The organism is Streptomyces brasiliensis (assembly GCF_014647875.1).
Taxonomy (GTDB): domain Bacteria; phylum Actinomycetota; class Actinomycetes; order Streptomycetales; family Streptomycetaceae; genus Streptomyces; species Streptomyces brasiliensis.
In genome coordinates, this window is record NZ_BMQA01000005.1 from 223,876 (window position 1) to 247,410 (window position 23,535).

General features: G+C 71.6%; 21 protein-coding genes. 16 read left to right on the top strand and 5 right to left on the bottom strand.

Going from position 1 to position 23,535, the window contains the following annotated elements:
* Nucleotides 1-40 precede the first annotated feature (40 nt).
* The 4 genes from IEZ19_RS10410 to IEZ19_RS10425 all read left to right on the top strand — a co-directional run bounded on the left by IEZ19_RS10410 (nt 41) and on the right by IEZ19_RS10425 (nt 6,692).
* Nucleotides 41-3,556, top strand: coding sequence for an ATP-dependent helicase (locus IEZ19_RS10410; RefSeq protein ID WP_189310833.1), 3,516 nt, complete (start codon nt 41-43; stop codon nt 3,554-3,556).
* A 9-nt stretch (nt 3,557-3,565) separates the two neighbouring features.
* Nucleotides 3,566-4,969: a dipeptidase gene (locus IEZ19_RS10415; RefSeq protein ID WP_189310834.1), complete on the top strand. Its 1,404-nt coding sequence runs from the start codon at nt 3,566-3,568 to the stop codon at nt 4,967-4,969.
* Nucleotides 4,970-5,122: 153 nt separating this feature from the next.
* Nucleotides 5,123-6,067, top strand: coding sequence for an NAD(+) diphosphatase (gene nudC, locus IEZ19_RS10420; RefSeq protein ID WP_189310835.1), 945 nt, complete (start codon nt 5,123-5,125; stop codon nt 6,065-6,067).
* A 10-nt stretch (nt 6,068-6,077) separates the two neighbouring features.
* Nucleotides 6,078-6,692, top strand: coding sequence for a class I SAM-dependent methyltransferase (locus tag IEZ19_RS10425; RefSeq protein ID WP_189310836.1), 615 nt, complete (start codon nt 6,078-6,080; stop codon nt 6,690-6,692).
* Between the two features lie 45 nt (nt 6,693-6,737).
* Here IEZ19_RS10425 and IEZ19_RS10430 read toward each other — a convergent pair whose 3' ends face one another.
* Nucleotides 6,738-6,980, bottom strand: a complete 243-nt coding sequence (locus IEZ19_RS10430; protein WP_093499206.1) for a mycoredoxin — start codon at nt 6,978-6,980, stop codon at nt 6,738-6,740.
* A gap of 240 nt (nt 6,981-7,220) precedes the next feature.
* Between IEZ19_RS10430 and IEZ19_RS10435 the strand changes: the two genes are divergently transcribed.
* The 5 genes from IEZ19_RS10435 (at nt 7,221) to IEZ19_RS10455 (ending at nt 11,138) form a co-directional block, all read left to right on the top strand.
* Nucleotides 7,221-9,443 carry an ATP-dependent DNA helicase UvrD2 gene (locus IEZ19_RS10435; RefSeq protein ID WP_373296945.1) on the top strand — a complete coding sequence of 741 codons (2,223 nt, stop codon included), beginning with the start codon at nt 7,221-7,223 and terminating at the stop codon, nt 9,441-9,443.
* A 161-nt stretch (nt 9,444-9,604) separates the two neighbouring features.
* A complete protein-coding gene (locus IEZ19_RS10440) occupies nt 9,605-9,925 on the top strand; it encodes a hypothetical protein (protein WP_189310838.1) in 321 nt (106 codons plus the stop codon).
* 176 nt (nt 9,926-10,101) lie between these two features.
* Nucleotides 10,102-10,470, top strand: a complete 369-nt coding sequence (locus IEZ19_RS10445; RefSeq protein ID WP_189310839.1) for a WhiB family transcriptional regulator — start codon at nt 10,102-10,104, stop codon at nt 10,468-10,470.
* Nucleotides 10,467-10,790: a putative WhiB-interacting protein gene (locus IEZ19_RS10450; protein WP_189310840.1), complete on the top strand. Its 324-nt coding sequence runs from the start codon at nt 10,467-10,469 to the stop codon at nt 10,788-10,790. Before IEZ19_RS10445 ends, IEZ19_RS10450 begins: the two co-directional genes overlap by 4 nt.
* 138 nt (nt 10,791-10,928) lie before the next feature.
* Nucleotides 10,929-11,138, top strand: a complete 210-nt coding sequence (locus IEZ19_RS10455; RefSeq protein ID WP_189310841.1) for a hypothetical protein — start codon at nt 10,929-10,931, stop codon at nt 11,136-11,138.
* A 76-nt stretch (nt 11,139-11,214) separates the two neighbouring features.
* Here the strand turns inward: IEZ19_RS10455 and IEZ19_RS10460 are convergent, their stop codons facing one another.
* Together IEZ19_RS10460 and IEZ19_RS10465 are read right to left on the bottom strand one after the other, a co-directional pair.
* Nucleotides 11,215-12,594 (bottom strand): ABC1 kinase family protein, encoded by a 1,380-nt coding sequence (locus tag IEZ19_RS10460; RefSeq protein ID WP_189310842.1) that lies wholly within the window; start codon nt 12,592-12,594, stop codon nt 11,215-11,217.
* A complete protein-coding gene (locus IEZ19_RS10465) occupies nt 12,587-13,804 on the bottom strand; it encodes a TOMM precursor leader peptide-binding protein (RefSeq protein WP_189310843.1) in 1,218 nt (405 codons plus the stop codon). The genes IEZ19_RS10460 and IEZ19_RS10465 overlap by 8 nt, the downstream gene beginning before the upstream one ends.
* 237 nt (nt 13,805-14,041) lie before the next feature.
* On the opposite strand from IEZ19_RS10465, the gene IEZ19_RS10470 reads away from it, so the two are divergent.
* The 4 genes from IEZ19_RS10470 to IEZ19_RS10485 all read left to right on the top strand — a co-directional run bounded on the left by IEZ19_RS10470 (nt 14,042) and on the right by IEZ19_RS10485 (nt 17,959).
* Nucleotides 14,042-14,638 (top strand): M48 metallopeptidase family protein, encoded by a 597-nt coding sequence (locus tag IEZ19_RS10470; RefSeq protein ID WP_189310844.1) that lies wholly within the window; start codon nt 14,042-14,044, stop codon nt 14,636-14,638.
* 137 nt (nt 14,639-14,775) lie between these two features.
* Entirely contained in the window at nt 14,776-16,494 is a 1,719-nt protein-coding gene (locus IEZ19_RS10475; RefSeq protein ID WP_189310845.1) for a TerD family protein, read from the top strand.
* Between the two features lie 11 nt (nt 16,495-16,505).
* Nucleotides 16,506-17,186 (top strand): AIM24 family protein, encoded by a 681-nt coding sequence (locus IEZ19_RS10480; RefSeq protein WP_189310846.1) that lies wholly within the window; start codon nt 16,506-16,508, stop codon nt 17,184-17,186.
* Between the two features lie 17 nt (nt 17,187-17,203).
* Nucleotides 17,204-17,959: an AIM24 family protein gene (locus IEZ19_RS10485; RefSeq protein WP_189310847.1), complete on the top strand. Its 756-nt coding sequence runs from the start codon at nt 17,204-17,206 to the stop codon at nt 17,957-17,959.
* Between the two features lie 78 nt (nt 17,960-18,037).
* On the opposite strand, the gene IEZ19_RS10490 is transcribed toward IEZ19_RS10485, so the two are convergent.
* The gene (locus IEZ19_RS10490; RefSeq protein ID WP_189310848.1) at nt 18,038-18,559 is read right to left on the bottom strand and encodes an NUDIX hydrolase; all 522 of its coding nucleotides are present in this window, start codon (nt 18,557-18,559) and stop codon (nt 18,038-18,040) included.
* Nucleotides 18,556-19,992 carry a zinc-dependent metalloprotease gene (locus tag IEZ19_RS10495; protein ID WP_189310849.1) on the bottom strand — a complete coding sequence of 479 codons (1,437 nt, stop codon included), beginning with the start codon at nt 19,990-19,992 and terminating at the stop codon, nt 18,556-18,558. Before IEZ19_RS10495 ends, IEZ19_RS10490 begins: the two co-directional genes overlap by 4 nt.
* 191 nt (nt 19,993-20,183) lie before the next feature.
* Here IEZ19_RS10495 and IEZ19_RS10500 point away from each other — a divergent pair, with 191 nt between their 5' ends.
* The 3 genes from IEZ19_RS10500 to IEZ19_RS10510 all read left to right on the top strand — a co-directional run bounded on the left by IEZ19_RS10500 (nt 20,184) and on the right by IEZ19_RS10510 (nt 23,467).
* Nucleotides 20,184-21,296 (top strand): SDR family oxidoreductase, encoded by a 1,113-nt coding sequence (locus IEZ19_RS10500; RefSeq protein ID WP_189310850.1) that lies wholly within the window; start codon nt 20,184-20,186, stop codon nt 21,294-21,296.
* A 121-nt stretch (nt 21,297-21,417) separates the two neighbouring features.
* Nucleotides 21,418-21,876, top strand: a complete 459-nt coding sequence (locus tag IEZ19_RS10505; RefSeq protein ID WP_189310851.1) for a molybdenum cofactor biosynthesis protein MoaE — start codon at nt 21,418-21,420, stop codon at nt 21,874-21,876.
* 493 nt (nt 21,877-22,369) lie between these two features.
* The gene (locus IEZ19_RS10510; protein ID WP_189310852.1) at nt 22,370-23,467 is read left to right on the top strand and encodes a YlbL family protein; all 1,098 of its coding nucleotides are present in this window, start codon (nt 22,370-22,372) and stop codon (nt 23,465-23,467) included.
* The last annotated feature ends 68 nt before the right edge of the window (nt 23,468-23,535 follow it).

The following is a 23,535-nucleotide window of genomic DNA, read 5'->3' on the forward strand; positions in this document are numbered from 1 at the left end:
TGGGCACCCGCTGTCAGTGGCCGCGGCTAGCCTCTCCGGCATGCCCGCCCGTATCACCGACCCCGAGCAGCTCAAGGAGCTCCTCGGCATCCCGTTCACTCCGGAGCAGACGGCCTGCATCGTCGCGCCGCCCGCCCCGCAGGTGATCGTGGCCGGAGCCGGTTCGGGCAAGACCACGGTGATGGCCGCGCGCGTGGTGTGGCTGGTCGGCACCGGGCAGGTCGCCGCCGACCAGGTCCTCGGCCTGACCTTCACCAACAAGGCGGCCGGTGAACTCGCCGAGCGCGTCCGCACGGCGCTCGTCAGGGCCGGTGTCACCGACCCCGACGTCATCGACCCGGACAACCCGCCGGGCGAGCCGGTCATCTCCACGTACCACGCCTTCGCGGGCCGCCTCCTCACCGACCACGGCCTGCGCATCGGGCTCGAACCGGCCTCCCGCCTGCTGGCCGACGCCACCCGCTACCAGCTCGCCGCGCGCGTGCTGCGCGAGGCCCCCGGCCCCTACCCGTCCCTGACCCGCTCCTTCGCCGACCTGGTCAGCGACCTGCTCGCCCTCGACGCCGAGCTGGCCGAACACCTCGTACGCCCCGAGGATCTGCGTGCCTGGGACGCCGGCCTGCTGCACACCCTCGAGGGCACCCGGCTGAGCAACGCCGATCTGCGCAAGGTCCCCGAGACGGCCGCCGCCCGCCGGGAACTCGCCGAGCTGGTGCTGCGCTACCGCGCGGCCAAACGCGAACGCGACCTGCTCGACTTCGGCGACCAGATCGCCCTCTCCGCCGCCCTCGCCCGCGTTCCCGAGGTGGGCCGCATCCTGCGCGACGAGTTCCGCGTCGTCCTCCTCGACGAGTACCAGGACACGTCGGTGGCCCAACGCGTCCTGTTGGCAGGCCTGTTCGGCGACGGCACCGGCCACCCGGTCACCGCCGTCGGCGACCCCTGCCAGGCCATCTACGGCTGGCGCGGCGCCTCCGTCGCCAACCTCGACGACTTCCCCGAGCACTTCACCCACGCCGACGGCCGCCCCGCCGCCCGCCAGGCCCTCAGCGAGAACCGCCGCAGCGGTGGCCGCCTCCTCGACCTCGCCAACGGCCTCGCCGAACCCCTGCGCGCCATGCACGCGGGCGTGGAGGCGCTCCACCCGGCCCCGGGCGCCGAACGCGACGGCACGGTCCGCTGCGCCCTGCTGCGCACCCACGCCGAGGAGATCGACTGGCTCGCCGACTCCGTCGCCCACCTCGTCCGGACCGGCAAGGCGCCCGGCGAGATCGCCGTCCTGTGCCGGACGGCCGGCGACTTCGCGGAGATCCAGGGTGCCCTCGTCGCGCGGGACGTCCCCGTCGAGGTGGTCGGCCTGTCCGGGCTGCTGCACCTGCCCGAGGTAGCCGACCTCGTGGCCGTCTGCGAAGTCCTCCAGGACCCCGGAGCCAACGCCTCCCTCGTCCGTCTGCTGACTGGACCGCGCTGGCGCATCGGGCCCCGCGACCTCGCCCTGCTCGGCCGCCGCGCCCGCCTGCTGGTGGCACACGCGCGCGTGGGCGGGGACGACGACCCGGACCGCCGGCTCGCCGAGGCCGTGGAGGGGGTCGACCCGTCCGAGGTGATCTCGCTCGCGGATGCCCTCGACACGTTCCTGGAAACCCCCTGGGAGGGCGACGGGGACGACGACGGGCTGCCCTTCTCGCCGGACGCGCGCGTCCGCTTCGCCCGCCTGGCCGCCGAACTGCGCGAGCTGCGCCGCTCCCTGTCCGACCCGCTGATGGACGTCCTGCACCGCGTCCTCGCCGTCACCGGCCTCGAGGTCGAACTGTCGGCCTCCCCGCACGCCCTCGCCGCCCGCCGCCGCGAGACCCTGTCCAACTTCCTCGACGTCGCCGCCTCCTTCGCCGCGGGCGACAACGAGGCCACCCTGCTGGCCTTCCTCGGCTTCCTGCGCACCGCCGCCCAGTACGAGAAGGGCCTCGACAACGCCCTCCCCGGCGGCGAGAACACCGTCAAGGTGCTCACCGCACACAGGTCCAAGGGCCTGGAGTGGGACGTCGTCGCCGTCCCCGGCCTCGTCACCGGCACCTTTCCCAGCGCCCAGGGCCGCGAGAAGTGGACCTCCCAGGCCAAGGTGCTGCCGCACGCCCTGCGCGGCGACAGCGACACCCTGCCCGACGTCGGGGCCTGGGACTCACGCGGCATGAAGGCCTTCCACGAGGCCATGAAGGACCACCAGCACACCGAGGAACTGCGCCTCGGCTACGTCACCTTCACCCGCCCCCGCTCCCTGCTGCTGGGCTCCGGACACTGGTGGGGGCCCACCCAGAAGAAACCCCGCGGCCCCTCCGACTTCCTGCTCGCCCTGTACGAGCACTGCGCCGCCGGGCACGGCGAGATCGAGGCCTGGGAGGACGCCCCCGGGGAGGACGAGGAGAACCCCGTCCTGCACCGGGCGACCGCCGACCAGGCCTGGCCGCTGCCCCTCGACGCCGACGCCCTGGCCCGCCGCCGCGCCGCGGCCGAGACGGTTCTCGCCCATCTGGAGAACCTCGCCGCCCACGAGGACACCCATCCGTCGGCCACCCACGATCCGGACACCTACGACGACCCGGACTGGCCCACTCCACCGGACGACGAGCCCCACTTCGACGAGGCACTCCTGGAGCACGAGCCGACCGACACGCAACCGGCCGACCTCGACGAACCGCCCTTCGCCGACGACCCCGCCGACTGGGACACCTGGACCACCGCCCGCCCGACCGTCCCGCACCAGGCGACCGCCCCCACCGTCCCGGCCGACGCACGCCCCCACCCCGCCGATCCGGAGCGCGAGCCCCTCACTCCCGAGGAGGCCCGCACCCTCGCCTCCTGGGACCGTGATCTGGACGCACTCACCGGTGAACTCCTGCGCGCCCGGCAGAGCGTCACCGACGTACCACTGCCCGCCACCCTCACCGCGACCCAGCTGCTGCGCCTCGCCGAGTACCCGGACGGACTCGCGCAGGAACTCGCACGCCCCATGCCGCGCCCCCCGCAACCGGCCGCGCGCCGAGGCACCCGGTTCCACGCCTGGGTGGAGACCCGCTTCGAGGAGTTGACGCTCCCGATGCTGGAGCCGGAGGACCTGCCCGGCAGCGAGGCCGAGATCGCCGACGAACGCGACCTCGAAGTCCTCAAGGAGGCCTTCGAACGCACCGAGTACGCTCATCGCACGCCCTACCGTGTCGAGGTCCCCTTCCAGCTCACCCTCGCGGGCCGCGTCGTACGGGGCCGTATCGACGCCGTCTACAGAACCGGCGACGGGGACGAGGCGACCTACGAGATCGTCGACTGGAAGACCAGCCGCACCCGCACCGCCGACCCGCTCCAGCTCGCCGTGTACCGACTCGGCTGGGCCGAGCAGCAGGGCGTGCCCCCCGAGTCGGTCACGGCCACGTTCCTGTACGTGCGCACCGGCGAGGTCGTACGACCCGACGGGCTCCCGGACCGGACCGCGCTCGAACGGCTGCTCACCGGGGACGCCGAGTGTGACGCACCGCCCAATCGGGATGCCGGCTCGGGCCGATAGGCTCGATGCATGAGCCAGACCCCGGACAGCGCCGTCCGCGCGTACATCGAGCAGCACCGCGCCGCCTTCCTCGACGACCTTGCCGAATGGCTGCGCATCCCCTCCGTGTCGGCCCAGCCCGACCACGCGCCCGATGTACGCCGCAGCGCCGACTGGCTCGCCGCCAGGCTCGCCGAGACCGGCTTCCCGACCGCCGAGGTCTGGGAGACGCCGGGCGCCCCGGCCGTCTTCGCCGAGTGGCCCGCCGACGACCCCGAGGCGCCCACGGTCCTCGTCTACGGCCACCACGACGTCCAGCCCGCCGCCCGCGAGGACGGCTGGGACAGCGACCCCTTCGAGCCGGTGGTCCGGGACAACCGACTTCACGCGCGCGGGGCCGCCGACGACAAGGGCCAGGTGTTCTTCCACACACTCGGCGTCCGCGCCCATCTCGCCGCCACCGGCCGCACCGCCCCCGCCGTCCATCTGAAGCTGCTCGTCGAGGGCGAGGAGGAGTCCGGGTCCCCGCACTTCCGGGCCCTCGTCGAGGAGCACGCGGACCGGCTCGCCGCCGACGCCGTGATCGTCTCCGACACCGGCATGTGGTCCGCGGACACCCCCACGGTGTGCACCGGCATGCGCGGCCTCGCCGAGTGCGAGATCCAGCTGTACGGCCCCGACCAGGACATCCACTCCGGCTCCTTCGGCGGCGCCGTGCCCAACCCGGCGACCGCCGCCGCCCGCCTCGTCGCCGCCCTGCACGACGAGCACGCGCGCGTGGCGATCCCCGGCTTCTACGACGGGATCGTCGAGTCGACCGACCGCGAACGCGCACTCTTCGCCGAGCTGCCCTTCGACGAGAAGCAGTGGCTGAGCACCGCCAAGTCGTACGCCACCCACGGCGAGGCCGGGCACACCACCCTGGAGCGCATCTGGGCCCGCCCCACCGCCGAGGTCAACGGCATCGGCGGCGGTTACCAGGGCCCCGGCAGCAAGACGATCATCCCGGCCACGGCGATGGTGAAACTGTCCTTCCGACTGGTCGCGGGCCAGGACCCCGACCGCATCGAGAAGGCCGTGCGCGCCTGGGCCGCCGGCCAGGTGCCCGCCGGAATCCGCTGCGAGATCGACTTCGGCGCCGCCACGCGCCCGTGCCTGACCCCGCTCGACCACCCCGCCCTGCAGTCCGTGACCCGCGCCATGGCCCGCGCCTTCCAGACACCGGTCCGCTTCACCCGCGAGGGCGGCTCCGGACCGGCTGCCGATCTCCAGGAGGTCCTCGGCGCGCCCGTCCTGTTCCTGGGCATCTCCGTCCCGTCCGACGGCTGGCACGCGCCGAACGAGAAGGTCGAGCTGGACCTGCTCCTCAAGGGCGTCGAGACCACCGCGTACCTGTGGGGCGACCTCGGGGAGAACTGGCGCCGTGCCCCCTGATCCGGCGCCCTCCGGAGCGGCTCCGCGCGCGGGGCACACTGGAAGAACCGCCCCGCACAGCCCGCCCGCACCCGACCCGGTCCCCTCCCGCGCTACATCCCGCTGAACCGCCCGCCAAAACAAACCTTTGCACTGGGGGAGTTGGAAGCACCCGTGACCACCTGGACCGACCACACCGCCGACCGACCCATCTCGCTCACCGCTCCGAGCGGCATCGACCGGGCCGCCCACCACCGGCTCGACGAGGCCTGGCTCGCGGCGGCCTGGAGTCACCCCTCGACCCGCTGCTTCGTGGTCTCCGGCGGCCAGGTCCTCATCGACGAGACGGCCGACGGCCGCACCGAACTCGTCATGACCCCCTCCTTCGAAGCCCCCCTCACCGAAGCACACCGCTACTTCCTGGGCACCGACGAGGACGGCGTCAGCTACTTCGCGCTGCAGAAGGACTCCCTGCCCGGCCGGATCGACCAGTCCGCCCGCCCGGCGGGGCTGCGCGAGGCGGGCCTGCTCCTGTCGGCCCGGGACGTCGGCCTGATGGTGCACGCGGTCGGTCTGGAGAACTGGCAGCGCACCCACCGCTTCTGCTCGCGTTGCGGCGAGCGCACGATCATCGCCGCCGCCGGTCACATCCGCCGCTGCCCCGCCTGCGGCGCCGAGCACTACCCACGCACCGACCCCGCCGTGATCATGGCCGTCACCGACGCCGACGACCGCATCCTGCTCGGCCGCCAGGTCCACTGGCCCGAGGGCCGTTTCTCGACGCTCGCCGGTTTCGTCGAACCCGGCGAGTCCATCGAGCAGGCGGTGCGCCGCGAGGTCAGCGAAGAGGTCGGCATCACGGTCGGCCAGGTCGAGTACGTCGCCAGCCAGCCCTGGCCGTTCCCGTCCAGCCTGATGCTGGGCTTCCTGGCCCACGCCACCACGACCGGCATCGACGTCGACGGGGACGAGATCCACGAGGCCCGCTGGTTCTCCAGGGACGAGCTGCGCGCGGCCTTCGAGTCCGGTGAGGTGCTGCCCCCGTACGGCATCTCCATCGCGGCCCGCCTGATCGAGCTCTGGTACGGCAAGCCGCTGCCGACACGGAGCTTCGTCTGAGGCGCCACGGGTGAGCGCCGACCCGTACTGGAACCACAACGTCCACTACCACTCCGTGGTGCTCGCCGCCGTCCCGGACGGCTGCCGCAGGGCCCTGGACGTCGGCTGCGGCGACGGGCTGCTGGCCCGCAAGCTCGCCGCCCGGTGCGGGTCGGTGACGGGCGTGGACCGCTCACCGGAGATGATCCGGCTCGCGCGGGCGAGCGGAGCCGGAAACGTGGTCTTCCGCGAAGCGGACTACCTCGCCGGCGATGTGGTGGAGGCAGGCGTGTACGACTTCGTCAGCGCGGTCGCCGTCGTCCACCACACCCGGTTCGAGGACGCGGTGGACCGACTGACCCGGCTGCTCGCACCCGGTGGCCGCCTCGTGGTCGTCGGCCTGGCCCGCAACGGGTCCCTCCTGGACTGGTTGATCAGCGGCTGCGGGGTGCCCGCGAACCGGCTTCTCGCGCTGCTGCGCGGCGGAAAGCGCGGCCCGGCGGGCATGCCCATGGAGGACCCGGCCCTGGACTGGGGTGAGGTACGGCGGGCCGCACGCCGACTTCTGCCCGGGTGCCGCTTCCGGCGCCGGCTGCTGTGGCGCTACATCGTGGTGTGGGACAAACCACGAGAAGGCAGTCCCTGAGTCACCTCAGGGACCGCCTTCCACAAGGCTTCGACGCCAGTCTGCTTACGCGCTGATCTTCTGCTTCACCTGCGCCAGGGACGGGTTCGTCAGGGTGGAGCCGTCGGCGAAGAGGACAGTCGGAACCGTCTGGTTTCCGCCATTGGCCTTCTCCACGAACGCCGCGGACTCCGGGTCCTGCTCGATGTTGATCTCGGTGTACGCGATGCCCTCGCGATCCAGCTGGCTCTTCAGCCGACGGCAGTAGCCGCACCAAGTCGTGCTGTACATCGTCACAGTGCCCTGCATGTCTCTCGCGCTCCTTAGGCGGGTCGGTGAAGAACGTCCGTGGTGGCAACGTACGCGACCCGTCCGCCATTCCCGCGGGGGGTATCCAGGGCGGCGGCCGGACGTGACGCCCGCCGCATCGACCCTGCGCGACGCCCGCCGCAGGGCCCCGACGTGACGCCTGCCGCATCAGTACGACTGCAAGGGCCTCCCTGTGGACAACTGACACAGCCGTCTCCGGCGACCTGGCAGCATGGCGGTGTGACACCAGCAACGCACTCCACCCTCTTCCCGCAGGGCACCGGCAGCTCTCCGTACCCGGCCACGCCGAGCGGGGCCGACGCGGTGCTCGAAGGACTGGACCCCGAGCAGCGCGAAGTGGCCACCGCCCTGCACGGACCGGTGTGCGTGCTCGCCGGCGCCGGCACCGGCAAGACACGGGCGATCACCCACCGCATCGCCTACGGAGTGCATGCAGGCATCCTCCAGCCCTCCACCGTGCTCGCCGTCACCTTCACCAACCGCGCCGCAGGCGAGATGCGCGGCCGCCTGCGCCAGCTCGGCGCCCACGGCGTGCAGGCCCGCACCTTCCACTCCGCTGCCCTGCGCCAGCTCCAGTACTTCTGGCCGAAAGCCGTCGGTGGCTCCATGCCCCGGCTCGTCGACCGCAAGATCCAGCTCGTGGCCGACGCATCCGCCGCCTGCCGCATCCGCCTCGACCGCGGCGAGCTGCGCGACGTCACCGCGGAGATCGAGTGGTCCAAGGTCACCCAGACCGTCCCCGCCGACTATCCGCTCGCCATCGTCAAGGCCGGGCGCGAAGCTCCCCGCGACCCGGCCGAGATCGCCCAGCTCTACTCGGCGTACGAGGCCCTCAAGCGCGATCGCGCGGTCATCGACTTCGAGGACGTCCTGCTGCTGACCGTCGCGGTCCTCCAGGACCGGCACGACATCGCCGAGCAGGTCCGCTCGCAGTACCAGCACTTCGTGGTCGACGAGTACCAGGACGTCAGCCCGCTCCAGCAGCGCCTGCTGGAGCTGTGGCTCGGCGAGCGGGACAACCTGTGCGTCGTCGGCGACGCCAGCCAGACGATCTACTCGTTCACCGGAGCAACTCCGGACCATCTCCTGGACTTCCGCACCCGCCACCCCGGCGCCACGGTCGTCAAGCTTGTCCGCGACTACCGCTCCACCCCGCAGGTCGTCCACCTCGCCAACGGCCTGCTCGCCCAGGCCCGCGGCCGCGCCGCCGACCACCGTCTCGAGCTGATCTCCCAGCGCGACGCAGGCCCCGAGCCCGTCTACAGCGAGTACGGCGACGAGCCCGCCGAGGCCGAGGGCGCCGCCCGCCGCATCCGGGACCTGATCGACGCCGGGGTTCCGGCCAGTGAGATCGCGATCCTGTTCCGCACGAACTCCCAGTCCGAGACCTTTGAGCAGGCCCTGGCCGACGCCGGTGTCCCCTATCAGCTGCGCGGTGCCGAGCGGTTCTTCGAGCGTCCCGAGGTGCGCAAGGCAGGCATGGCACTGCGCGGTGCGGCCCGCTTCGGCGGCAACGACTCCCTGCTCGACGACGTCGTCGACCTGCCGTCCCAGGTGCGCGCGGTCCTGTCGGGGGAGGGCTGGACCAGCGAGCCCCCGGCCGGCTCGGGTGCGGTCAGAGAGCGGTGGGAATCCCTGGCCGCCCTGGTCGCTCTGGCGCACGGCTTCGCCGCCGCCAGAACCGGTGCCACGCTGAGCGACTTCGTCGCCGAACTCGACGAGCGGGCCAACGCCCAGCACGCCCCCACCGTCCAGGGGGTCACCCTCGCCTCGCTGCACTCGGCCAAGGGACTGGAGTGGGACGTCGTCTTCCTGGTCGGCGTCGCCGAGGGCATGGTGCCGATCACCTACGCAAAGACCGCCGAGCAGATCGAGGAGGAGCGCCGGCTCCTCTACGTCGGCGTGACCCGCGCTCGAGAACGGCTTCATGTGTCCTGGGCGCTCGCCAGATCCCCGGGCGGCCGTCCCAGCCGCCGTCCCAGTCGCTTCCTCGACGGGCTGCGCCCCGGCTCCACGGCCGCCGCCGTCCGTTCCGCCGCCACTGCCTCCGGTGGCATCGAGCGCGGCCGGGCGAGCGGCGGTCCCACCGCGCTCCGACGCGCCCAGCGCACCCCCGCCCGCTGCCGGGTGTGCGGCCGCACGCTCACCGACGCCGGCGAGATGAAGCTGATGCGCTGCGAGGACTGTCCGTCCGACATGGACGAGGGCCTCTACGAGCGGCTGCGCACATGGCGCCAGGACCAGGCCGTACGCAGCGGACAGCCCGCCTTCTGCGTCTTCACCGACAAAACCCTGATCGCCATCGCCGAGGCCGCCCCGGAGGACGACGCCGAACTGGCGCGTATCCCCGGTGTCGGAGTGCGCAAGCTCAACCGCTACGGGGCCGATGTTCTGGCCATCTGCGCAGGCCGTGAGGTCGCGGGGGACGACGGGGACGGCTGATACGAACTCGTCGAAAAAATAGTTTGCGCATGCCCCAGCGATCCCCATAGGTTCTAGACACGGAAACGGCGGCCTTCTCGAGGCGCTGATTCCGTGTTGTACTTGCATATCCGCGGACTGGTTCATCCCAGTCCCAGAGACGCCGAGAGGAGGCGAGTCCAGTGATCAGCATCAAGACCAGCAACGTCAGCGCGGCCAAAATGAGCGATCGCTCGGCCGTCTCCCTGTGCATGCTCGGCGTCTCGAACCTGGGCACCGGTCTGCCCGGCATTCCTGCCGCGCGTCCGGCGTCCTCCGTTTCTCTCGCGGGTCTCTCCGTCCGTGAGCGCAACGAGCGACCGACCAAGGCGCTGGAAGCAGTAGTGGCACAGGCCCAGGCCTATGCCTTTGCGGCGGCCGGTGCCGGATTCCGGAAGCAGACGACGCAGCACCACCTGATGTGGGCCTTCCGTGGGCCAGAACCCTGGAGTGATCCAGCCTGACGAAGATCAGGCCGGCGCCTTCAGGGCCGCGGAACCCCATCCGGGATCCGCGGCCCTTCTGTTTGTCCAAGAGAACTTGGTCAACGGGCGAAGGGGCCTCGGGACAAGAAAAGAACCCGGTACCAGCCGCCACCCGGTCCAACCCGACCGGAACGACCAGACGAGGAAGACGAACCGTGCAACTCGAAGCGCACGCCCCGTCCGTACCGCCTTCCGAAACGATCCCCCCGCCCGGCCCCACGGAGGACTTCACCTTGACTCCGCTCACCGCGCTCACCGCGCTCGATGACGCCATCGAGAACCTTGGCGTACCCGTCCCCTGCCGTTCCTACGACCCGGAGGTCTTCTTCGCCGAGTCGCCGGCGGACGTCGAGTACGCCAAGTCCCTCTGCCGCACCTGCCCGCTGATCGAGGCCTGCCTCGCCGGCGCCAAGGAGCGGCGTGAGCCCTGGGGCGTCTGGGGTGGCGAGCTGTTCGTCCAGGGTGTCGTCGTCGCCCGGAAGCGGCCGCGTGGTCGCCCGCGCAAGAACCCGGTCACGGCATGAACACCGCAGGAACGATCGATCGCCCCGTCACGCACGACCCCAAGAAGCAGGCCCCGATGAAGCCGTCCACCAGCGAGCCCGCAGGCTCCGCAACCTCAGACGTCACCACCACCGGCGCGACCGACTCGCGTCAGAACAGGACCCGGGAGATGCAACTCATCCCAGAAGCCCTGGCTCGTGCGCATATGCACGACCGGCTGCAGGACGCCGAGCGGGAGCGCCGGGCCGTGCGCCTGGCGACCGCCCGTCGGATGCAGCGCCGGGCGGAGCGCGCCTCGCTGCGCGCGCGCCGTGCGCTCGCCATGGCGGTCATGCAGTAACCGATCACACCTGAAGCGGTGGCCTCCCGGCCTCGGGAGGCGATGACTTCCCCCGCGGGGGCCGGTCCGTCCGAACGGACTGGCCCCCGCGGTGCGTTGTGCCCGGCGAACCACCGCGGGCGGGGATATCGTCGCCGAGTGACGAGTCTTTCCGGAGACAGTGACCACGGCCGCCCCACCACGGAGCCGCAAGCCTTCGTCTGCGCTCGCTGCGGCACCTGGGCCGAGCAGCCCCTGCCCACCTGGATCTGCTCCGTCGAGAACGGCGTCCGTCACTACTTCTGCGACACCTGTGCCCGGGAGAACCTCAGGGCGATCGAGGGGCGGCTGGACTCGGCCTGGTGGTGATCCGCGCCGGCGGGGGACCAGAAGACCGGGAGAACGGGTGCCGTCGGTAGCCCCGTCGGAACGCCTCCGCCCGCCGTCATGCCTCCGCCGCCGACTCCTCCACCACTTCCTCCTGCCATTCCTCCTCGGGAACGAAGCCGGGCAGCCACTCCTCCAGTTCCTGTCGCAGCCGTACCGTGGCGCCGAGCTGGCACAGGACACCGATCGTGCTGAGGGTCACCCGGTGTATCAGCAGGTACGCCGGAGGCAGGTTCAGCTGCTTGCCCAGCTGATACGCGGGGGAGCGGGGGTCGGCGATACGGGCCGCCTGGCTGCGCATCCAGGTGCGGGTGAAGGTGAACTCGTCCACCCGGGCCGGTTCGATGATCGGCAGGAGGTAGTCGAGGACGGCATCGGGGTCGAGCTCTATCGACTCCTTGACGAAGCCCTCGGCCCGGAGCATCTCGTAGACCGCATCGGCCTCGCCGTCCAGGGTCATGCGCAGGGCGTCGCCGATGGGGGTCGGCAGACCGCCGGGGAGGCGGTCGACGGTGCCGAAGTCGAGGACGCCCAGGCGCCAGTCGCCCTGCTCGTCCGTGTCGCCGGGCAGCAGGCGGAAATTGCCCGGGTGCGGATCGGCGTGCAGGAGGCCGGTGCGGGCCGGGCCCGAGAAGAGGAAGCGGGCCAGGAGCTGACCGGCGCGATCACGCTGCTCGGTGGTGCCGTCCGTGATCACCTCGGAGAGCGGGATCCCGTCGATCCACTCCGTGACCAGCACCTGCTCGCACTGGTGCACCACAGCCGGGACGACGACGTCGGGATCGCCCGCGAACTCCTCCGCGTGTGCCTGCTGGGCCTGGGCCTCCAGGCCGTAGTCCAGCTCCTCCGAGACGCGGTCCCGCAGCTCGGCGATCAACGGTTTGACGTCCATCCCCGGGATCAGCGGCCCCAACAGGCGGGCGAAGCGGCTCAATTGGTTCAAGTCGGACAGTAGTGCCTCGCCGGCCCCGGGGTACTGCACCTTGACCGCCACCTCGCGGCCGTCCTGCCACACCGCCCGGTGTACCTGTCCGATCGAGGCCGCCGCGGCGGGCTTGTCCTCGAACTCCAGGAACAGCTCCCGCCAGTCCTCCCCCAGCCGCTCCTCGAGCACGGAGTGCACGGTGCGGGTCGGCATGGGTGGCGCCGCCTCCTGGAGCTTCGTCAGGGCCGCTCGGTAGGGGCCTGCGACCTCCTCGGGCAGGGCCGATTCGAAGACGGACAGGGCCTGCCCGAACTTCATCGCGCCCCCCTTCAGCTCGCCGAGGACCTTGAACAGCTGCTCCGCGGTGCGCTGTTGCAGCTCGCGGCCGACGATCTCCGCGGACTCGCCCACGATCCGCTTGCCCAGCCCCCAGGTCGCCCGGCCGGCGAAGCCGAGCGGAAGCGCGGCGAGCTTGGCGGTCCGGGTGACCGCTTTCCGGGGAAGATCAGACATGCGCCCTCCAAGTCCCAGCCGGCCGCGCCGTCTCCGCCGTACGTGGTCGCTCCGTCGACGGCCGTTGCTTCGCCATTGTCTCGTGCGGCTCCTCTTCCGTGGAGGAGTGTTCCCCCTCGGCTTTCCGCGCGGCACCACAGGGGCACGCGGGGTGCGGCCACACCGGCCTCGCGTGCCAGTGCAGGCCGGGCACGGACACCTCCCAGCGTGCACCCGCGCTGGACGGGGACTCGCCGTCGAGGAAGGCGAGGGCGTGCGCGGCCGCGAGCCCCGCGACCGTCGTCGCCAGCGCGAGATCACAGGGTGTCACCGGGCGCGCCTTCCCGGAACGCCATTGTGCGACCAGCCGCGGCCAGGCCGGATCCCGGTCCGTGCGGTCCTCGTGGAGACAGCCGGCGCACCCCGTCCCGCCCGGCAGTACCAAGGGGCCGACGATGCCGGTGCCCTCCACCACACCGGCGTAGAGATGAGGCGTCCCGGAGCTCATGAGCGGCGCGGCGGCGAACGGGTCCGGGGCGTGCACGCCGACCTCGTCCCGTGGGGCGAGGAGCACCAGGGAGAAGCCGGGGGCGCCGGAATCCGGCGGGGCCGAGCGGTCGCGGCGGCGGGACGGGCGGTCCGGCGCCGCCCGTCGGACGGCCTGGCGCGCGGCCTCGTCCCGCCGTTCACCGACGGACTCGACGGGCAGACCGCCCGGCGCCACGTCCCACGGCTCGACGCGGCCGACATCGCGCACGTCGACCTCGCCGACGCCCGCGCCCGACAGCAGCGAGGCCAGCAGCGCGCCGACCCGGCCCGCGCCTCTCACCTGGACGCGCAGGGAGCGCCGGGCCGCGAGGCGGCCGATCGCTCCGCCCGGTTCGGGCGAGTACAGCGAGAGCGACGCCAGATCCGGGCGCAGCCGGTCGAGGACGTCCTTCTTCTCCCGCAGGGCGTCAGCGGCCGGACCACCGCCGAGCGCGTCGTCGAGCAGCCCCGCCCTGGTCAGCCGGTCCGCCAGCGCGTCGACGTGGCCGTCCGGCAGGTCCATGCGGCGCCCCTCCTCGCGCAGGAGCGGTAGGCCACGTGCGCCGTCGAGGAGGTCGAGGAAACTGCCCGTCGCCGTGTCCATCGGCCCGAGCGTCATCGCGTGCGCCGGAGTCATCCCGAACTGCACGGTGTTGAGGTCGCGCCAGCCGCGCCTGAGCGCGGGCTTCACCAGTGGATGCATGACAGTCCCCCCGTCGACATGGATCGATATGGGCAAGTCCTGGAACTTCAGTGTTTGCCGGAGGAATCGGTCACATCCCGCCGACGACTGCCAGCATGCCCGCCGCCGCGAGCCGGTGCCGCAAGTTGTCCACAGGCAGCGGGGAGTCGTCGTACAAATCAAGCGCATGGTGGGGGATCGGCATCGAACCGTCCCGGACCCGGGACTTCCCCCATATGCAGCGGGTAACGTCGGGGCGTGCCCGCCGACCCACTGCACCGCGCCGGAAAACCACAGCGCAGCACGACGAGCCCGCCGCCGAGCGGCTCGGGGGCGAGCGCGATCGAGGTCCGCAGGAGCGCCCGGCGACGCCGGACGGTCTCCGCGTATCGCGAGGGCGATCGCACCGTAGTGCTCATCCCCGCCCGGATGTCCGAGGCGGAGGAGCAGCGCTGGGTGACCGTCATGCTCGACAAACTGGCCGCCCAGGAGAGCAAGCGGGCGCTGGGCGACGGCGACCTGGCCGAGCGCGCGCAGCAGCTGTCGGAGCAGTACTTCGGCGGGCGGGCCCGGCCCGCTTCGGTGCGCTGGGTCACCAACCAGAACACGCGCTGGGGTTCGTGCACCCCGGCTGAGGGCAGCATCCGGCTCTCGCACCGGTTGCAGGGCATGCCCGAGTACGTCATCGACTACGTGCTCTGCCATGAACTCGCTCATCTGCTGGTGCCCGGACACGGTCCGCGTTTCTGGCGGCTGCTGGAGGCGTACCCGCGGACCGAGCGGGCCCGCGGCTACCTCGAAGGTGTGGTGGCCGCCGACCGGCTGCCCCATGTGCCCGGCGCGCGCAGCGAGTGATCCCGGGGCCGCGCGCCCACGCGTGCGTGGCCCAACGCGGTTGTGTACCGGGTCTGTACCGACATCATCCGATGTCGGTGTTTGCCGTTAGCCTGGCGCGACGCACTCATATTCGGGATGGGGGACGGTCGTTACGCATGGCCAGGGAATTCCAACGCGGCCACAAGGCCAGGATCAGTGACCTCACCGCGGGCACGGATCTGTACGTAGGCGTGCAGATCTCCGCCCCCGGACTGACCTTCGACATCAGCTGCTTCGGCCTCGACGCCGACGAACGTCTCTCGGACGACCGGTACTTCGTCTTCTTCAACCAGCCGAAGTCCCCCGAGGAGTCCATCCAGTTGCTGGGTGCGCAGGCGGGCGACACGGAGTCCTTCCGGATCACGCTGGACCGGATCCCGCCGCAGATCCAGAAGCTGTCGTTCACGGCGACCATCGACGGCGCCGGGCAGATGTCCCAGATCAACCCCGGACACATCCGCATCGTGGCCGGCGGCGAGGAGGTGGCCCGGTACGCCTTCAACGGCTCGGAGTTCACCACCGAACGCGCCGTGATGCTGGGCGACTTCTACCTCAAGGACGTGTGGCGGTTCGCCGCGGTCGGCCAGGGCTTCGACGGCGGCCTGGAGGCGCTGCTGAAGAACTTCGGGGGTGAGGTGCTCGAGGAGGAGGCACCCGCGCCCGCCGCCCCGGCACCCCAGCAGCCGCAGACCTCGGCCGCTCCGGGCTTCGCCCCGCCCGCCCAGTCCGCGGCCCCGCCCGCGTTCGGCGTCCCGGCCGCCCCGGCACCGGCGCCCGCACCCGCTCCGGCCCCCGCCCCGCAGGGCTTCGCGCCGCCGCCCCCGGGAGCCACGCCGCCTCCCGCGCCCGGCCCGGCGCCCATGCCCGACGTGCACGCCGCCCCGACCGTCATCGCGCCCCTGACCCCGTCCCCGGGCGGCACGGTGCCGCCCCCGGCCCCTGCCCCCGCGCCGTACGGTCAGCCCCAACCGTCGTACGGCGGCCAGCCCGCCGCGCCCAGCGCCCCCATGCCTCCTGGCTATGGCCGGCCCACAGCCCCGCAGGCCCCGACGCCGCCCGGCTACGGGCAGCCGACCGCGCCTGCGCCTCCGGGCTATGGTCAGCAGCCGCCGTTCGGGCAGGTACCCGGCCAGCAGGCCGCCCCGTACGGGGTGCCGCAGGGCGCACCGCAAGGCGCCGGTGTGAGCGCCGCTCTCCAGAAGTTCAAGGAGACGCCCACCGGGCAGCGCTGGACGCAGCAGAACTCCAAACTGATCCGCGTCGACCTCGGCATCGGCGGCCGGCCCGTCCTCGCCCGCCAGGGCAGCATGGTGCTCTACCAGGGCAAGGTCGACTTCAGCTACAAGGGCGCGGGCTTCGCCGGCCGGATCGTGGGCAACGCGACCGGCCAGGAGATGCAGCTGATGCGCTGTAGCGGCCAGGGCCAGGTGTTCCTCGCCGAGGAGGCCACGCACCTTCACCCGGTCGAGCTTCAGGGCGACGCGATCTGCGTCTCCGCCGAGAACGTCCTCGCCTTCGACGAGAGCCTCCAGTACGAGGTGCGCCGCATCGAGGGGCACGGCATCCCCGGGGGCGCGCTGTTCACGATGCAGTTCCAGGGCACCGGCACCGTCGTCGTCAAGACGCACGGCACGCCCGTCGTCCTGCCCGTCACGCCCACCACGTTCGCCGACTGCAACGCGGTTGTCGCCTGGTCGGCGGCCTCCCAGGTGATCGTCTCCAGCCAGGTCCGCATGCGCCGCAACGCGTACCCGGGGGACACCGGCGAGAGCATCAACCTGCAGTTCCGGGGCGCGCCCGGCAACTTCATCGTCGTCCAGCCGTACGAGGTCTGAGGGAGCCCGTCATGAACCAGCCGCTCGCGGGCTACGCCCCCGCACCCGTCACCGCCCGTATGGAGAACCATGGCGACCACATGCTGAAGGTCGCCATGCAGACCGGGAACGATCTCCTGGCGCGCGTGGGCTCGATGGTCGCCTACGAGGGCTTCGTCCAGTACGAGCCCAACCCGCCGGCCGTGCGCCAGATCGCCCGCGACTGGATGACCGGCGAGGGCGCGCCCCTGATGAAGTGCTCCGGCGACGGCCTGCTCTACCTCGCCGACTACGGCGCGAACGTCGTCGTGATCAACCTCAATGGCGACGGCATCTCCGTCAACGCCACCAATCTGCTCGCCTTCGACGCCCACCTCACCTGGGGCGTCGAGCGGGTCAAGGGGCTCGCGAAGTTCGCCGGTCAGGGTCTGTGGAACACGAAGATCTCCGGGCAGGGCTGGGTCGCGCTGACCTCCCGGGGCAAGCCGATCGTCGTCGACTGCGGCGGCGGCGAGGACGAGACGTACGTCGACCCCGACGCACTCGTCGCCTGGTCCCCGAACCTCAAGGTGAAGGGCAAGCGCAGCTTCAAGGCGCAGTCACTGATCGGCCGGGGCAGCGGCGAGGCCTACCAGATGGCCTTCTCCGGCCAGGGCATCGTCGTCGTCCAGCCCAGCGAGGACAGCACCGACCGTCTCCGGGTCCGGGGCTGAGGGGGAGTCAGAAAGCCATGCAGAGCCCGCTTTTCGCCTTCAACGACCAGCAGACCCAGGAACGCTGGAGCCTGCAGAACAAGCAGATGCTGCGCATCACCCTCACGGGTCACGACGACCTCCTCGCCCGCAAGGGCACCATGGTCGCCTACCAGGGCCTCGTCGAGTTCGACGGCGAGTACCGCAGCAACAGCCAGGCACGCGCGCGTGCGTACACGGGAGAGGGCCTGGACCTCATGCGCTGCCACGGGCAGGGCACGGTCTATCTCGCCAACCTGGCCCAGTACGTACACGTGGTCGACGTGGATCAGGACGGGCTGACGGTGGACAGCAACTACGTCCTCGCCATGGACTCCTCGCTGCACCACGAGGTCATCGCCGTCGACAGCCAGTACGGCATCTCGGGGTCCGGGAAGTACCAGCTCAACATCACCGGCCGCGGCAAGGTCGCGCTGATGACCTCGGGCGCTCCGCTGATGATGCAGGTCACGCCCGACAAGTACGTCAACTGCGACGCGGACGCGATCGTGGCCTGGTCCACCGGGCTGCGGGTGCAGATGCAGGCCCAGACGCATTCCTCCGGGGTGTGGCGGCGGCGCGGTAGCACCGGTGAGGGCTGGGAGCTGAGCTTCATGGGCAGCGGTTACGCGCTCGTCCAGCCCAGCGAACTGCTGCCGCCCCAGCACGCGCAGTTCGGTCAGGGCATCGCCGCGCAGTTCGGCATGGGCCAGCACGGTGCGCGTGGGCAGAACCAGGGGAACGTCTGGAGCTGAGCGTCCAGAAAGCCGACGTAAGGGGCGCCTGCTCGGGTGCGGCGCCCCTTACCGTTCCAGGGCCTGTCCAGCTTCGTTTCAGAGTCTGTCGAGCGTCGCCTTCAGCAGGCGTACGACCGACGCGTCGGCCACGTCCGCCACCTCGTCGTAGGCGAACCAGCGCAGATCGAGCGACTCGTCGCTGATCGCGTGCTCGGCGCCCCTCGGGGCCACGGCCGCGAACTGGACGTCGAAGTGGACGTGGCACGGCGGCGGGATCGGATGCCGGTCCAGGCGCACCGGTCCGCCCGGAAGTAGCGTCAGGCCCGCGACTCCGGACTCCTCCGTGGCCTCGCGCAGGGCCGCCGCGGCGAGCGAGGTGTCCTCCGGCTCGCAGTGGCCGCCCATCTGCAGCCACATCCGCAGCTTCCTGTGCAGCGTCAGCAGCACCCGCCCGCGCTCGGGGTCGATCACCAGGGCGCTCGCCGTGATGTGCCCGGCCCCGCAGGCCTTCCACACACCGTCCGGGTGGGCCTCCAAGTGCTCCAGGTAGGCCCGGCGCAGCTCTTCCTGGCCCTCGTGAGCCTTCAGTACGAGGACCGCGTCGTCGTGCAGGCTCACTCGGTGTCGTCGTCCTTGCTGTCGTCGTCCTTCTTCAGGTTCGGCTTCTCGCCGGAGCCGCCCGCCGCCTCGCCGAGCATCTTGTCCAGCTCGGAGAAGTCGAGCTGCTCGCGGTGCACGAAGCCGTCCGGGTCGTCGAGGTCGGTGGCCGTCGGCAGCATGTCCGGGTGGGCCCACAGGGCGTCCCGGCCGTCGACACCGCGCGCGTCCGTGAGCGAGGCCCACAGTCGGGAGGCGTCACGCAGGCGGCGCGGGCGCAGCTCCAGACCGATCAGCGTCGCGAACGTCTGCTCGGCGGGGCCGCCCGTGGCACGGCGGCGGCGCAGCGTCTCGCGCAGGGCGTCGGCGGACGACAGGCGCGGCTTCGCGGCCGCGTGGACCACCGCGTCGACCCAGCCCTCGACGAGCGCCAGAGCCGTCTCCAGACGGGCCAGGGCCGCCTTCTGCTCCGGTGTGTCCTCCGGCTGGAACATGCCCTGCTGCAGAGCGTCCTGCAGCTGCTCCGGGTTCTGCGGGTCGAACTGGCCGACCACGTCCTCCAGCTTCGCCGTGTCGACCTTGATCCCGCGCGCGTACCCGTCGACCGCGCCGAACAGGTGCGAGCGCAGCCACGGCACGTGCGCGAACAGACGCTGGTGGGCGGCCTCACGCAGGGCGAGGTAGAGCCGCACCTCGTCCTTCGGCACGCCCAGGTCCTTGCCGAACGCCTCGATGTTCGCCGGCAGCAGCGCGGCCCGGCCGGCCGGGCCGAGCGGCAGGCCGATGTCGGTCGATCCGACGACCTCGCCCGCGAGCACGCCGACGGCCTGCCCGATCTGGGTGCCGAACATCGCGCCGCCCATCGAGCGCATCATGCCGATCAGCGGGCCCGCCATGGCCTGCATCTCCTCCGGCAGGACGTCGCCCATGGCCGCGCCGACGCGCTCGGCGACCGGGTCGACCAGCTCCTTCCAGGCCGGAAGCGTGGCCTCGACCCACTCCGCGCGGGACCACGCCACGGCGGAGCCGGAGCCCGACGGCAGGGACGTCGCGTCGTCCAGCCACAGGTCGGCCAGGCGGACGGCCTCCTGGACCGCGGTGCGCTCGGCGGGGCCGATGCTCGCGTCCTTGACGCCGTCCGGGGTGCCCTGGGAGACCGTCTGGCGGGCGATCTGCTTGGCCATGTCCCAGTTCACCGGGCCGCCCTCGTACGAGAGCATCTGGCCCAGTTGCTGGAACGCGGCGCCCAGGTCGGTGGGGTTCAGTGAACCGAACATGGCAGCGAGCGGATTGTCGCCGCCGGGACCGCCCGGGCCGCCGAAACCGGGCAGCCCGAATCCGAACGGGTTGGCCGGGTCCTGACCACCGCCGCTCTGCTGGTCCTTCTTCTTGCCCTCGTCGCCGTCGTCCGGCTCCTCCGGCGGAAGGCCGAATCCGAATGGGGTGTCACTCACGGGGTTCCTCGGCTGGTAAGGCCGCCGGCTCTTCCGGCGGCGCGGCTGCCCGACAACACCACCCAGCGTAGACACCAGAACCCGATCGGGCCTCGGTGCTTCGCCGACTCTTGGCCTGCGGCAGGATGGATGCCACCTGGTACGTACGCGTCACCCGCGCCCGTACTGAAGACAACCGCTGGAGACGCCCGGTGAGTTCCCCAGATCCGCAGGTTCGCGCAGCGCGAAACCAGTCAACCACTCCCGCCGCCCGCGGGCCCGTCGTCGCGGTCACCGGCGCCGCGACCGGGATCGGCGCGCTGCTCACCGAACGGCTGGCGGCTTCCGAGGAGATCAAGCAGGTCGTCGCCATCGACGAGCGGCGCGGGGAGTGCGCGGCGGCCCAGTGGCACATCCTCGACGTGCGGGACCCGGCGATCGCCGACAAGCTGCGGGGCGCGGACGTGGTCGTGCATCTCGCGCTCGACCTGGACCTGGAGACCGACCCGGCGGCGCGTACGGCGTACAACGTACGGGGGACGCAGACCGTGCTGACCGCCGCCGCGGCGGCCGGGGTGCACCGGGTGGTGCTGTGCACGTCCGCGATGGTCTACGGAGCGCTGCCGGACAACGAACTGCCACTTTCGGAGGACGCGGAGCTGCGGGCCACGGCCGAGGCCACGGGCGTGGGGGACCTGCTGGAGATCGAGCGGCTGGCCCGGCGGGCGCCGCGAGCGCATCCCGGGCTCAACGTCACGGTGGTCCGTCCCGCGGTGCTCGTCGGGGGTACCGACACCGCGCTGACCAGGTATTTCGAGTCACCCCGGCTGCTGGTCGTGGCCGGGTCGCGGCCCGCCTGGCAGTTCTGCCACGTCGAGGATCTGTGCGGCGCGCTGGAGTACGCCGTACTGGAGAAGGTCGACGGGGAACTCGCCGTCGGCTGCGACGGGTGGCTCGAGCAGGAGGAGGTCGAGGAGCTCAGCGGGATCCGGCGCATGGAACTGCCGTCGGCGGTCGCGCTGGGTGCGGCGGCGCGGCTGCACCGGATCGGGCTCACGCCGTCTCCGGCGGGCGACCTGGCGTACACGATGTACCCCTGGGTGGTCAGCGGGAGCCGGCTGCACGACGCCGGGTGGCGGCCGCAGTGGACCAACGAGGAGGTGCTCGCGGAGCTGCTGGAGGAGGTGTCCGGCCGGCACACGGTCGCCGGGCGGCGGCTGGGCCGCAAGGATGCGACGGCGGCGGGGGCCGCGGGGGCGACGGTCGCTCTGCTGGGGGCGGCGGCGGTGGTGCGGCGGGCTCGGAAGGCCCGACGCGGCATCTGATGCCGGCCGGTGTCGGGTGGCATCCTGCGTTGTCGGTTGTAGGAGACTCCGAACGCTCGCACGCGCGGGACTGGTGAAAGCCGTATTCCGGTGTGCGAGTGCGGTGCGGCACGATGGGGGTATGGCACCCACGAATGACCACCCCGGTGAGCAGGCCGCTCAGGAGCCCGTCAAGCTGATCGCCGTTCAGGAGACCGCGCTCTCCGTCGACGAGGTGTTCAAGGCCGTCGGTGACGACGCGGCGGGCGGCGTCGCGCTGTTCGTGGGGACCGTGCGGAACCACGACTCGGGTGCCGATGTCGACCGGCTCGGCTACTCGTGCCACCCCAGTGCCGAGGCCGAGATGCGTCGGATCGCCGAGAAGGTCGTCGCGGAGTACCCGGTGCGGGCGCTCGCCGCCGTCCACCGGGTGGGGGATCTGCGGATCGGGGATCTCGCCGTCGTGGTCGCGGTGTCGTGTCCGCACCGCGCGGAGGCCTTCGACGCCTGCCGGAAGCTGATCGACGACATCAAGCACGAAGTGCCCATCTGGAAGCACCAGAAGTTCTCCGACGGCACCGATGAATGGGTCGGCGCGTAGCGCTGTCGTTGGGGGGTGGTGGTCGGGTGGCGGGAGGGCGGGTCGGCGCGTAGCGCTGTCGTTGGGGGGTGGTGGTCGGGTGGCGGGAGGGCGGGTCGGCGCCTGCCGAATCCGTCCAGGTTCCCTGCCGTCGTCCGTCCGGTTGCCTTCCGGCATCCCTTCGGGTCATTCCGCTTGCGTAACCGCACCCCTGCCGTGAGCGTTGTCAGTGCGACTGGTTAATCTGCTGATCATTCGGTTGCGGACGCTCATGGGGTTGGGAGGTCGGCATGGCGGCGCTCGCCTGGTTGCTGATTCCGCTTATGGCCGCGATAGGCGCTGGCCTGTGGGGCAGTTGGGCCAACAGGACCCGCAAGGTACGGAGTGACGGTCCCGAGCTGGACGGCTATGCCCGGTTCCGCGAGGCGATGGAGAGGCCTCACACCCGCACCTGACTCAGAGGACAGGGGTGCCCTGACGGTGTGCTGACAGACCCGTCCCGTACTGTCGAGGCATGCCACGCCGCACCGCGACGATGCTCGCCTCCACCCTGATGCTGATCGCGCTCCTGTGCGTGGGAGTGCTCTCCCCCGTGCCGTACGCGGAGATGTCCCCGGGGCCGACGGTGAACACCCTCGGTGAGCACGGGGGCGAGCCGGTGCTGCAGATCTCCGGGCGTAAGACGTACCCGACGTCCGGGCACCTCAACATGACGACCGTCCGCGTCACCAGTGCCGACTACCGGATGAACCTGGTCGAGGCCGTGTACGGATGGCTCGCGCACGACAGCAAGGTCGTGCCGCACGACACGCTCTATCCGGACGGCAAGACGGAGGAGCAGTCCACGCAGGAGAACGCCGAGGAGTTCAGTCAGTCGCAGGAGAGCGCCAAGGTCGCCGCGCTGAAGGAACTGCACGTCCCGGTGAAGTCCTGGGTGATCGTCTCCACAGTGATCAAGGGCTCCCCGGCCCAGGGCAGGCTGCACGCCGGTGACGTGATCAAGGCCGTGGACGGCAGGGCGGTGAAGCAGCCCTCCGATGTCGCCAAGCTGGTGACCGGGCACAAGCCCGGTCAGGACGTCGTGTTCACCATCGTCCCGGCCAAGGAGCAGGCCGCCGCCGAGAAGGAGAACCGGACGGCGACGAAGACCCAGGACGTGACGATCACCACCGCGACCTCCGAGGACAGCGGGGCCAAACGCGCGATCGTCGGGATCTCCGCCGGGACCGACCACACCTTCCCGTTCACCATCGACATCAAGCTCGCCGACGTCGGCGGCCCCAGCGCCGGCCTCATGTTCGCGCTCGGCATCTACGACAAGCTCACCCCGGGCAGCCTCACCGGCGGCAAGTTCGTCGCCGGCACGGGCACGATCGACGACGGCGGCGCCGTCGGCCCGATCGGCGGCGTCGAGATGAAGACCGCCGGCGCGCGCAGCAAGGGCGCCCAGTACTTCCTGACGCCCGCCGACAACTGCGCGGCCGCCGCCAAGGACACCCCGGCCGGGCTCACCCTCGTCAAGGTCAAGACGATCGGCGACGCCCTTGGCGCCCTCAAGGACATCCGCGACGGCGACACCGCGGCCCTGCCGAAGTGCACCACCAAGGGCTGATCGCGCGCTCGGCATGGCTGGGGGCGCCCATCGGAGGGCGCCCCCATCGCCGTACACCGTGACCGAAG